An 11,836-nucleotide genomic window follows, 5' to 3' on the forward strand; every position below is an offset into this window, starting at 1 on the left:
CAAGAGGAGAGAGCGATGACGGAAGGGCGGAAGAACGCGGCGGTCCTCGGCGCGTCGGAGGAGGGGGGAACCGGCTGGGCGATCGCGCAGGCGCTGGCGGCGCGGGGCTTCGCGGTTACGGCGGGTGCGCGGCGGCAGGCGGGGATCGACAAATTGGCCGGCGAGATCGGCGGCAAGGCGGTCGCCTGCGATGCCACGGTCGAGGCGGACGTCGCCCGCTTCTGCGAGGCGGCGGCTGAGGACGGCGGGATCGACTGCGCGGTACTGGTCGCAGGCGCGGGCGTGGTCGGGCTGATCGACGATATCCCGGCCGACACCTTCGCGCGCAGCATGAAGCTCAACTTCGAATCGGCCTATCTGTTCGTGCGCCATGCCGCGCGGGCGATGAACGACGGCGGGTCGATCGTGCTGATGAGCTCGATTGCGGGGACCAACCCTTGGCACGGCTACTTTTCCTACGGCTGCGCCAAGGCGGCGCTGCAGATGCTCGTGAAGTATGCGGCGATCGAATACGGGCCGCGCGGCATACGGGTGAACGCGGTATGCCCGGGTCCGATCTCGACGCCGGCGGCCGGGCATCTCCTCGATCATCCGCGCGCCGGCCCGATCGTCGCAGCCGAAGTGCCGCTTGGCCGATGCGCGCGGCCGGAGGAGGTGGCGGAGGCGGTCGCCTGGCTCGGCACCGCGCCCGGCTGGATCACGGGCGAGACGATCCACACGGACGGCGGCATGTTCCTGCGCCGCCCGCCGATCGTCGCCGACATCAAGGCGGCGATGGCAGGCGGTTGAGAGTGCCGGGCATCCCACGCACGAACTAACTTGACCCGATCCACGCACATCAACAGTACGAACGTGCGATATATGAACAAGAAGGAAGGCGATCGATGAAACTGGACGGATGTACGGCAGTGGTGACCGGCGGCGCGAGCGGCCTTGGCGAGGCGACGGCGCGCGCGCTGGCGGCCGAGGGCGTGAAGGTCGCGATCTTCGACCTCAACGCTGAGAAGGGGGAAGCGCTTGCCAGGGAGATCGGCGGCGCTTCGTTCACCGTCGACATCACCAGCGACACGTCGGTCGACGAAGGTTTCGCCCAGGCACGCGCCACGCTTGGGCAGGAGCGGATCCTGGTCAACTGCGCGGGACGCGGCAACACCTTCAAGACGGCGCAGCGCGATCGCGAGAGCGGGGCTATCAGCCATTTCCCGATCGACCAGTTCGAGAAGATCGTCCTCCTCAACCTCGTCGGCACCTTCCGTTGCATCGCCAAGTCGGCGGCGGGGATGATGACCCTCGATCCTCTCAACGAGGATGGCGAGCGTGGCGTGATCGTCAGCACCGCTTCGGTTGCGGCGGTGGACGGGCAGGCCGGGCAGGCGGCCTATGCCTCCTCCAAGGCGGGCATCGTCGGCTTGACCCTGCCGATCGCGCGCGATCTCCGGCGCGAGGGCATCCGCGTCAACGCGATCCTGCCGGGCATCATGGACACGCCGCTCTTCGCCACCGCCAAGCCGGAGCTGCGCAAGCAGCTGGGCGACAGCGTGCCCTTTCCGCGCCGTCTCGGCCATGCCGAGGAGTTCGCCAGCCTGGCGGTGGAGATGTGCCGCAACAGCTATTTCAACGGCGAGCATGTCCGCCTGGACGGCGCGATCCGGATGTGAGCGGGTATCGGTTCATCTCGACGCGGCGGGAGGGTCATGCCCTGATCGTCCGCATCCAGCGGCCGGAGGTGATGAATGCGCTGCATTCGCCGGCGCATTTCGAGATGGCCGATGCCTTCGACGCCTTTGCCGCCGATGACGATTTGCGCGTCGCGATCGTCACGGGGGCCGGCGAGCGGGCGTTTTCGGCGGGCAACGACCTGAAGCATCATGCGGCGGGCGGATCGCTGGAGATGCCGGCGAGCGGCTTTGCGGGGCTGACCCGCCGGTTTGACCTCGCCAAGCCCGTGATCGCGGCGGTGAACGGGCTGGCGCTCGGCGGCGGGTTCGAGACGGCGCTGGCCTGCGACATCATCGTGGCGGGCGAACATGCGCGTTTCGGGCTGCCAGAACCCAAGGTCGGGCTGGCTGCTCTGGCGGGCGGGCTGTTCCGCCTGCCCCAGGCGATCGGGATCAAGCGGGCGATGACGATGATCCTGACCGCGCGTCAGGTCTCGGCCTGCGACGGGCGGGAGCTTGGCTTCGTCTCGGAGGTGGTAGAGCCAGGCGGCGAACTGGATCGCGCGCTGGCGATCGCGGGCGAGATCGCGGTGTGCAGCCCGGCCGCGATCCGCGCCGCGAAGGCGACCGCCATGCGTGGACTGGACATTCCTATAGCGGAGTCGATCGACGCGCAGTTCGACTGGCCGGAGGTGAGCGCGATGCGCGCCTCGCCCGATGCGATCGAAGGACCGCGCGCCTTCGCCGAGAAGCGGGCGCCGCGCTGGAATTGATAAGCTTAGCCTCATCCTCCCCCGGAAGGGCAGGGGGACCGCCGCAGGCGGCGGAGGGGTAGGTGCCGCGCAATAGGCGGCTGATATCTGTTGAACGAGTTTGCAGGCTGCGTTGCGACGTTGCCTAACCGCGTGTGCGCAGAGACTACCCCTCCACCGCCGCCTTCGGCGGCGGTCCCCCTCCCCCTCCGCGGGAGGATTTAATTACGCCTCTTTATCCGCCGGCCATTCAATGAAGACGTCGTGCATGGCTGCGACGCCGCCGGTGCGCCATTTCGGCTCGGTGCCGGGCTTCAAGCGGAAGCTGGGAATGCGGCGCATCCACTCCTCCACCATCACCCGCATTTCGGCGCGGGCGAGAAAGTTGCCGACGCAGGTATGCGCGCCCGTCGAGAAGGCGACATGGCCTCGGTCCTGACGGTCGATGTCGAACTTCTCCGGCTCCGGATTGCGGCGTGGGTCCATGCCGCCGAGATAGAGCGGGCAGGCGATCATGTCGCCGACGCGAAAGGACGCGCCTTCGAAGTCATAGTCCTTCTTCACGATGCGGGTCTGCGACACGATCGAGAAGCGGCGCAGCGCCTCCTCCACGAAGTCGGTGTACGCCTCCGGGTCGTTCCGCAGCCGCTCCTGCAGCTCGGGATGCTTGGCGAGATAGTGGAAGGTGAAGGTCATCGTGTTGGCGACGGTGTCGAGGCCCGCGATGAACAGGAGGAAGCCGATCGATTCCAGCTCCTCGTCGGTCAGCGGCCGACCCTTTACCGTCTCACCGACCAGCTTTGACATCAGATCGTCCTGCGGCTCGGCGCGGCGCTTGTCGAAATACTCCTTCATCGTGGCGATGATGTAGTTCTGCATCTCGATGCGGCGCTCGACCGTGGTCGGGCTGAAATATTCAAGGACGATCTCGCGAAAGGGCTCGAACTTGTCGAGCGGCAGGCCCATCAGTTCCATGAAGACGGAGACGGGGAAGCCGGCGCCGACATCCTCGGTGAACTCGCATTCGCCCCGCTCGATGACCTTGTCGATCATGCGGTTGGCCCAGATCCGCAGCTTGGGTTCCATCGCGGCGATATGCTTGCGGTCGAAATGCCGCATCAGCGCCATGCGGTAGCCGAGATGCTCCGGCGGATCGAGGTTGAGCGGGATCATCACATTGGGGCTGTTGGACGGCGGGATGTCGAGTTCCCGGTTTGAGAAATGCTCGGTGTCCTTCAGCAGCTGCGACATATGGTCGAAGCGTGTGATCACCCAGTATCCGCCGTTGCAGGGCGAATAGAAGATGTCGGGTGCCTCGTCGTGCAGCTTGTGCGTGTCCAGCTGAACATCGGTTTCGATGCGGCTGTCTTCGAACCGGTCGAAGAAGACGATCTGGTCGTCTCTCACATGGTCGGGCACATTGGCCGGTCGCGCGATCGTCGCCATCGTTTTACTCCTTTTCCGAAGGGCCGCCTGAGGCGGTGGCGACCCTTCCACACACATGATTGACCTGTCCGGTGACTGAACCGGGGGCACTGTCCGGCGATCCCGCCGAAAACGATCGCGCGGACCGGCCTTGATAGAGGCACGATCCGCGAGAAAATTTAGGTGCCGCCCGGCAGGCACGCCATGGCTGGCGCGCCGAGCCGGGTTGCCGATCAGTAGCGGACGGTGACCTGTGCGCCATAGACGGCCGGCTCACCCCAGACCTGACGGCTGGCGAAAGTGTCGGTGAAGTTCTGCACCCGGTATTTGGTGCTGGTGACATTGGTGCCGAAGATCGAGAAGTCGTAATGGTCCGACGGATCGGTCCATGTCGCGCGCAGGTTGAGCAGCGCATATTCCTTTTGCGGCAGCTGCTTGACGGAGTCGAAGTAGAAGCGCGAGGTGTAGAAGAGGTTGCCATTGAGCGCGAGCTTTCCACCGGCGACATCGACGTGGTAATTGGCCCCGATGCTGCCCGCGAACTTCGGCGAACGCTGCACGGGGAAGTCGTCGGCCGGGATGTTGATGGCGAGGAACTGGCCGTAGGTAGCGTTGGCCGGGTTCAGGTCCTGCTGGAAGCCGATCGCGTCCGGGAAGCTCTTGAACTTGGCGTTCGTGTACGCGCCGCTGAGCGTGACGTCGAAGTCCGGAGTCAGCTGGAACGTCAGGTCGCCGTCCAGGCCGTAGATCCGCGCGGCGGCAGCGTTGCGAGTGATGCTGGCGCCAGCCGCGCCGTAAGCGGTGACCTGAATGTCCTTGTAGTCATAATAGTATGCGGCGATGTTGAACCGGATCGCGCGGTTCGAAATCTTGTAGCCGACTTCCCAAGCGTCGATCTTCTCAGGCTTCACCGGCACCAGCGAGAATGAAGAGCCGGGCAGGGTACCGGACTTGTACCCCTTGGTGAAGGACGCATAGACGTTCGACTGCGGCGTGAGTTCGTAACGGATGACGCCGCGCGGCGAGAAGTTGTGGAACTTGACGTCGCCCTCATCGATGAACGCCGCCGGGAAAAGATTGAACTTCAGCTGCGGATTGTCCCAGCTGTAGCGGCCGCCGGCGGTGAGGAAGAGGCCGTCCGCCACCTCGTAAGTGCCGTCGGCGAAGATGGCGATCGATTCGTTCTTGTTGACAGTGTGGAACAGCGGGACAAAGGGCGCGCCGCTGCCATCCGGCGAGGTGGAGTTGCTGAGGTTGTAAAAGTAGTTGTTCTTCACGTCCATGTAGAACGCGCCAAGAACCCAGTTGAACGGACCGCTGCCCGCGGAGGTGAGATTGAATTCCTGCGTGAAGGTTTCGTCCGGGATCTTCCAGGTTGCAGCGTTGATGTTTGCCGGTGTCGTGTCGTATTCCAGACCCTGCGACACCTTGTCGCTGCGGAAGCCGGTATAGGACGTCAGGTTCGCAAAGCCGAGATCGAAGCTGCTGGTCAGCGTGATCGAGTCGGTGTTGAGGTGAATGTAGTTCGGTGCGTTGTTGGCGACTTGCCCCCGCTTGGTCACGATCGTGTTGCCGGGGATGATCGTGCCGATGGTCATGCCGTCGCGCGCGTTGGTCAAATTGGCGGCGGGGTCGTCGGTATAGCTGTGGGCATAGGCGAGCTTGAAGCTGATCGCGTCGCTCGGCTCCCACAGTATCTTCGTGCGGACCTGCCACTGGTGGTACTTGCCTGCCTCGTCATCGTTCGTGACGACGTTGGTGACGAACCCGTCGCCGCGCTCGTACCCGCCGGCGATGTCGATCGCCAGGCCGGGCGCGATGCCGGTCGACGCATATCCGGCAAGTGCGACCTTGTTGAACCGCGCGTAGCTGGCGCGGGCGATCAGCGTCGGATCCTGCTGCGGATCCTTGGTCGTGACCTGGATCGCACCGCCGGTCGCGTTGAAGCCGAAGAGGGTGCCCTGCGGCCCCTTCAGCACGTTGACGCTGCTGATGTTGATGAGGTTGAGGTCCGACGATCCGGGGCTCGGCAGGTAGAAGCCGTCCACGTAGATCGGGATGTTCGAATAGAAGCCGGGGCCGGCCACCTGGCTGCCGACGCCGCGAATGGTCGGCTGAATCGAATTGCCGGCATAGTCGATGCGCAGCGCGGGCACGCTCTGCGAAAGTTGCGCGACCTGGGTCAGGCTGCGCTTCTGGAGCTGGTCGGCCGTGACCGCGCTGATCGAAATCGGCACGTCGGTCAGCCGCTCGGACCGCTTCTGCGCGGTGACGACGATTTCGTTGGTGTCGTCCGCCGCCGTCTCTGCCGGGGCCGCCGACGGAGCCGAGGGAGGAGTCTGAGCGAACGCAGGTATCGCCCCCAGCGAAACGCCGGCCAGCATCAGCACCTTCAGCGTAATCGGATACACGTCGCCCTTCTGCACGATCATCTCCTCATCCTCCCCATGAAGTTGAGCGTTATTCGCCCATACGTTCGTAGTTCGTGCATTCTTATGGATTCGCGGAAATGCTGTCAATTGGATGCGCCGGGTTGCAGAGGGGCGCATTGCGCTGGGGTCCGCCTATCCTTGACAAGGTGTCGAGCGGCAGCGCAAACACCATCTGTATATCGAACTGACGAGCGATAATCGAACGCTACAGGAGGGATCGTGAACGAGGTCTGGATCATCGACGCGGTGCGCAGCCCGCGCGGTCTCGGCAAGGCGGAAGGTGCCATCGCCGGCGTCCACCCGCAGCGCCTGCTCTCCCAGCTTCTGATCGCGCTCGCCGACCGCACCGGGCTCGATCCCAAGGACATCGACGACGTCGTCACCGGCGTGAATACGCAGCAGGGCAAGCAGGGCCTGAACCTCGGCCGGATGGCGGTGCTCGACGCCGGCTTTCCCGCGACCGTGCCCGGCTTCTCGCTCGACCGCTTCTGCGGATCGGGCCTGACGGCGGTGAATCTCGCTGCGATGGGCATCCTGTCCGGCGCGCAGGACGTGGTGATCGCGGGCGGCGTCGAGATGATGTCGCACACCCGCACGCTGTCGCGCGAGTTCATGATGGACTCGGGCAATCTCGCGCTCCGCAAGAAGATCCCGCAGCCGCATCAGGGGCTGTGCGCGGACCTGATTGCCACGCTGGAGGGGTTCCAGCGCGAGGAGCTGGACGCGCTCGCGCTCACCAGCCAGCAGCGCGCCGACCGCGCGGTGCGCGAAGGTCGCTTCGTTAAGTCGCTGGTCGCGATCAAGGACGAGGATGGCACCGTCCTGCTCGACCGCGAGCAATACCCCCGGCCGCAGACGACTGCGGAGGCGCTGGCCAAGCTGAAGCCCGCCTTCGAAGCGTTCTATGACCGGGAGATCGACAGCGAGGGCAACACCTTTGGCGCGCTGCTGCGGCAGGCCTATCCCGACACGCAGATCCGCTACATGCACACCGCCGCGACCAGCTCCGGCGTGGTCGATGGGGCGGGGGCGCTGCTGCTCGCCTCGCCCGAATACGCCCGGGGGCATGGGCTGAAGCCGCGGGCCCGGGTGCGCGGCGTGGCGACGGTGGGCGATGACCCCACGCTGATGCTGAACGGCCCGGTTCCGGCGGCGAAGAAGGTGCTCGAAAAGGCCGGCATGTCGATCAGCGACGTCGATCTTTTCGAGATCAACGAGGCCTTCGCCGCCGTACCGCTGAAGTTCATGCGCGACCTCGACCTCGATCCCGAGACGGTGAACGTCAACGGCGGGGCGATGGCCCTCGGCCACCCGATCGGCGCAACCGGCGCAATCCTGACCGGCACGCTGCTCGACGAGCTGGAGCGGCAGGACAAGTCGGTCGGGCTTGTCACCATGTGCGCGGCGGGTGGCCTCGCCCCGGCGGCGATCATCGAGCGCATCTGAGCGTCGTGCGCGCCACGCGCTTCTCGACTGCCGGGGGCCTGACGCTGGTCGGCGACGTCGGCGGCGATCCGGCGGCCCCTTGCGTGATCCTGATGCACGGCGGGGGACAGACCCGTTTCTCCTGGATGGGTGCGGGGGCGGCGCTGGTCGCGGCCTGCTATCACGTCATCAACTTTGACGCGCGTGGGCATGGCGAGAGCGACTGGGCGGGGCCGGGTGGCTATTCGCTGGCGCTGCATGCGCGGGATCTGGCGGAGGTTGCCGGCGGTCTGCCCGGACCGGTCGCGCTGGTGGGCGCTTCGCTAGGCGGGGCGACGGCACTGCGCGCGATGGCGGATGGGATGAGGCCGGCGGCGGTGGTGCTGGTCGACATCGTGCCCAATCCCGATCCGAAGGGCGTCGCCCGCATCCGCGAGTTCATGCTCGGCAAGCCGGACGGGTTCGAGACGCTGGAGGAGGTCGCCGACGCGATCGCCGCCTACAACCCGCACCGTCGCCGGCCAGCCGATCTGGAAGGCCTGCGTCGCAATCTGCGCGAGACGGAGACCGGCCGCTTCCGCTGGCACTGGGATCCGGCCTTCCTGGGCCGCGAGATCGACTCGGAATTGGCCGAGCTGGCCGATACGGTCGAGGGTGCCCGTGAGGCGCAGGATACGCCGGTGCTCCTGATCCGGGGCTCCAGCAGCGATGTCGTCAACGATACAGGGACGGCGATTCTGCAGGACGTGCTGCCCCGGCTGGAGATCTTCGACGTGGCCGGCGCGGGGCATATGGTCGCGGGCGATCGCAACGACGTGTTCAACGGTGGCATGCTGCAGTTCCTGGCGCGGTACTTCCCGGCGACGGCGCGGTGACGCTGGCTGGCCGCAGCGTGTTGGTTACCGGCGGCAACAGCGGTATCGGCCTTGCGACCGCCCTTCGTTTCGCGCGCGAGGGAGCGGATGTCGCGATCTTCTCCCGCCGTGCCGACCGCAATGCGGCGGCGCGAGCGGAGGTCGAGGCGCTGGGTGTCCGCTGCCTGACGATCGCCGGCAGCGTCACCGATGAGGATGACGTGCGCGGCGCAGTGGACGCCACAGTCGCGGCGTTCGGTTGGTTGGACTACGCGTTCAACTGCGCGGGCCTGTCGCAGTCGCTTACGCCGCTGGAGGCGCTCGGCCTCGACGAGTTCACCGCGCTGATGGACATCAACGCGCGCGGCACCTTCCTGTCGATGAAGTACGAGATCCCGGCGATGCGCGCGCGAGGCGGCGGGGCGATCTGCAACTGCGCCTCGGCCGCGGGCCTCATCCCAAGCGCCTTTCAGGTTGCCTATGCGGCGGCGAAGTTTGCCGTCGTCGGCATGACGCGCGGCGCGGCCTTGGAGGCGGCGAAGGACCGCATCCGCGTCAACGTCGTCTGTCCGGGTGCGACGACGGGCGAGATGTGGCTGCAATTCGCCGCCGACCATCCTGATCGCGCGGCTCTCGCATTGGCCAAGCACCCGCTGGGCCGCGTGGGCGAGAAGGAGGAGGTCGCGGGTGCGGTCCTCTATCTGTGCCGCGACGCGACGTTCACCACCGGCCATGCCTTTCCCGTCGATGGCGGGCGGACGACGGGATGACGGCTGCGCTCTCCGGCAAGGTCGTCATCCTGACGGGCGCGGCCGGAGGGCAGGGCCGTGTCGCGGCGCGCCTGATCGTGAAGGCGGGCGGCAAGGTCGTGATGACCGATCGCGACCCGGGGGGTGCCGGAGTCGCGGAAGAGATCGGACCGGACGCCTGCTTCGTCGCGCATGACGTCACCGATCAGGAGGGTTGGGTGCGTGTGGTGGCGACGGCTCTCGACCGCTTCGGGGCGGTCGATGCCCTGATCAACAACGCCGCGATCGCCGGGCGCGACAGCGTGGAGACGCTGACCGCCGACCGGATGCGCGGCTATTTCGACGTGAACGTCATCGGCACGCTGAACGGCATCCAGGCGGTGTTGCCCGCCATGCGGCAAAGCGGGGGCGGGAGCATCGTCAACATCGCATCGATCTCCGCCCTGCGCGCGACGCCGGGCCTCGTCGGATACGGCGTCAGCAAATGGGCGCTGCGCGGCCTGACGCGCAATGCGGCGGCGGAGCTGGCGGGCGACAAGGTCCGCGTGAACCTCGTCCTGCCGGGGGCGGTGTCGGTGTCGATGATCAAGGACGGGCCTGCGCCCTCGGACAAGCAGGCGGTGGCGGCGCAGGTGCCGCTGGGTCGTGTCGCGGAACCGGAGGAGATCGCCCGCACCGCGATCTTCATGGCCTCGGACGCGGCCAGTTACGTGACCGGCGCCGAGATTGCCGTCGATGGCGGCTGGTGCGCCTGACAAGACCATAAGGGAGAGGACGGATGGTGGATTTCGCGGTCGAGCCTGCATTTCAGGAGAAGCTCGATTGGATGGAAGAGTTCGTCCGGGCAAAGATCTACCCGCTCGAGTATCTCTACGATTACGACAAGGATTCGCCCTACGACATCGCCAATACCGGCCTGCGCAAGATCATCCGGCGGCTGCAGGAGGAGGTGAAGGCGCAGGGTATGTGGGCGGCGCATCTGCCCGCGCATCTGGGCGGGCAGGGCTTCGGGGCGGTCAAGCTCACCTACATCAACGAGCGTTTCGGCTTCAGTGGCTTCGGTCCGGTCGTCTTCGGATGCCAGGGGCCGGATAGCGGCAATTCCGAGATCCTGGCGATGTTCGCGACCGACGAGCAGAAGGAGCGGTTCCTGAACCCGCTCCTCGCACAGGATGTCTTCTCCTGCTACGCAATGACCGAGCCGCAGGGCGGGTCCGACCCCACCAATTTCCGCACCACCGCCGTGCGTGACGGCAAGGACTGGGTGCTGAACGGCGACAAATGGTTCGCATCGAGCGCGAACCACGCCGCCTTCATGATCGTCATGGCAGTAACGGATCCCGATGCACCGCCTTATGGCCGGGCGACGATGTTCATCGTGCCGACCGACACGCCGGGGTTCGAGACGGTGCGCAACATCGGCCTGTTCTGCGACCATCGCGGATCGGGCGGGCACCCCTGGATTCGCTTCACCGACGTGCGCGTGCCCGACAGCCAGCGCCTTGGCCCGGTGGGTGAGGGGTTCAAGGTCGCGCAGTCACGCCTCGGCGGCGGCCGCCTGCATCATGCGCAGCGCACGATCGGCCGGGTGAAGCAGCTGATCGACATGATGGGCGAACGCGCGTTGAGCCGCGAGTCCTATGGCGAGGTCATTGCCAAGCGGCAGGCGGTGCAAATGGATATCGCCAACAGCTATATCGAATATCTCCAGTTCCGCCTGCTGGTGCTGCACACCGCCTGGATGTTCGACCAGCAGCTCGAACATGGGCGCGAGGGGCGCAAGATGATCTCGGCCGTCAAGGCGGCGATGGCGAAGATCGCGCAGGACGTGACGCTCCGCGCACTCCACCTCCACGGATCGATCGGCCTGTCGAACGAAATGCACTTCGGCCGCCACCTGGCGATCGCCCTGCACGAGGGCGTCGCAGACGGGGTGACCGAGCTTCACCTGGGCGCCGTGGCGAAGGAGGTGCTGCGAAACTACCAGCCGGCGGACGGGCATTTCCCGACCGACACGCTATTCAAGCGCAAGGCGTGGGCGGCGGAAAAGATCGCGCCGCTGCTGGCGGAAGTCGGCACCACATTGGAGGAAAGCCGCGCCGATCTCGACTACGCGCGGCCGGTGGAGCGGTGATCAAGAAGGGGATGTCTTATGATCGGATACGCTTTGGTGGGAACCAACGAGCCGGAGCGGGCGCGCGCGTTCTTCGATGCCGTGTTCGCGGAACTCGGGGTCAAGCGGCTGATGGATTATGGCGACACGACCTATTGGGGTGACGGGTTCACCGCCGGGACGGTCGGCATCTGCCGGCCGTTCGACAAGCAGGCGGCGAGTGTCGGCAACGGCACGATGATCGCGCTGAAGGCGCCGGGGCGGGCGGCGGTTGACTCCGCCTATGCCAAGGCGCTGTCGCTCGGGTCTGTCAGCGAAGGGAAGCCGGGGGTGCGCGCCGGCGAGGGCGAAAGCGCGTTCTACGCCGCTTACTTCCGTGATCTCGACGGCAACAAGTTCAGCGTCTTCCACATCGGCGAGGGTTGAGC

At 66.1% G+C, this 11,836-nt stretch carries 11 protein-coding genes; 9 read left to right on the top strand and 2 right to left on the bottom strand.

Annotated features, from left to right (window positions below):
• The first annotated feature begins 15 nt into the window (after positions 1-15).
• From ACM608_RS04500 to ACM608_RS04510, 3 genes are all read left to right on the top strand, one after another.
• On the top strand, positions 16-789 hold the full coding sequence (locus ACM608_RS04500) for an SDR family oxidoreductase (protein ID WP_419682066.1): 774 nt from the start codon (positions 16-18) through the stop codon (positions 787-789).
• A 95-nt stretch (positions 790-884) separates the two neighbouring features.
• Entirely contained in the window at positions 885-1,658 is a 774-nt protein-coding gene (locus ACM608_RS04505; protein ID WP_419682067.1) for an SDR family NAD(P)-dependent oxidoreductase, read from the top strand.
• Positions 1,655-2,431: an enoyl-CoA hydratase-related protein gene (locus ACM608_RS04510; protein WP_419682068.1), complete on the top strand. Its 777-nt coding sequence runs from the start codon at positions 1,655-1,657 to the stop codon at positions 2,429-2,431. Before ACM608_RS04505 ends, ACM608_RS04510 begins: the two co-directional genes overlap by 4 nt.
• 204 nt (positions 2,432-2,635) lie before the next feature.
• Here ACM608_RS04510 and ACM608_RS04515 read toward each other — a convergent pair whose 3' ends face one another.
• Entirely contained in the window at positions 2,636-3,856 is a 1,221-nt protein-coding gene (locus ACM608_RS04515; protein WP_419682069.1) for a cytochrome P450, read from the bottom strand.
• Positions 3,857-4,068: 212 nt separating this feature from the next.
• Positions 4,069-6,267 (bottom strand): TonB-dependent receptor, encoded by a 2,199-nt coding sequence (locus ACM608_RS04520; RefSeq protein WP_419682070.1) that lies wholly within the window; start codon positions 6,265-6,267, stop codon positions 4,069-4,071.
• A 219-nt stretch (positions 6,268-6,486) separates the two neighbouring features.
• Between ACM608_RS04520 and ACM608_RS04525 the strand changes: the two genes are divergently transcribed.
• The 6 genes from ACM608_RS04525 to ACM608_RS04550 are packed head-to-tail and all read left to right on the top strand — an operon-like array spanning position 6,487 to position 11,834.
• The gene (locus ACM608_RS04525) at positions 6,487-7,713 is read left to right on the top strand and encodes an acetyl-CoA C-acetyltransferase (protein WP_419682071.1); all 1,227 of its coding nucleotides are present in this window, start codon (positions 6,487-6,489) and stop codon (positions 7,711-7,713) included.
• A 5-nt stretch (positions 7,714-7,718) separates the two neighbouring features.
• Positions 7,719-8,567, top strand: a complete 849-nt coding sequence (locus tag ACM608_RS04530) for an alpha/beta fold hydrolase (RefSeq protein WP_419682072.1) — start codon at positions 7,719-7,721, stop codon at positions 8,565-8,567.
• On the top strand, positions 8,564-9,316 hold the full coding sequence (locus ACM608_RS04535) for an SDR family oxidoreductase (RefSeq protein WP_419682073.1): 753 nt from the start codon (positions 8,564-8,566) through the stop codon (positions 9,314-9,316). The genes ACM608_RS04530 and ACM608_RS04535 overlap by 4 nt, the downstream gene beginning before the upstream one ends.
• The gene (locus tag ACM608_RS04540; RefSeq protein ID WP_419682074.1) at positions 9,313-10,050 is read left to right on the top strand and encodes an SDR family NAD(P)-dependent oxidoreductase; all 738 of its coding nucleotides are present in this window, start codon (positions 9,313-9,315) and stop codon (positions 10,048-10,050) included. Before ACM608_RS04535 ends, ACM608_RS04540 begins: the two co-directional genes overlap by 4 nt.
• A gap of 23 nt (positions 10,051-10,073) precedes the next feature.
• Entirely contained in the window at positions 10,074-11,429 is a 1,356-nt protein-coding gene (locus tag ACM608_RS04545; RefSeq protein ID WP_419682075.1) for an acyl-CoA dehydrogenase family protein, read from the top strand.
• An 18-nt stretch (positions 11,430-11,447) separates the two neighbouring features.
• The gene (locus ACM608_RS04550; RefSeq protein ID WP_419682076.1) at positions 11,448-11,834 is read left to right on the top strand and encodes a VOC family protein; all 387 of its coding nucleotides are present in this window, start codon (positions 11,448-11,450) and stop codon (positions 11,832-11,834) included.
• The last annotated feature ends 2 nt before the right edge of the window (positions 11,835-11,836 follow it).

It is taken from the genome of Sphingomonas sp. ID0503 (assembly GCF_048565625.1).
Taxonomy (GTDB): Bacteria; Pseudomonadota; Alphaproteobacteria; order Sphingomonadales; family Sphingomonadaceae; genus JBLZUR01.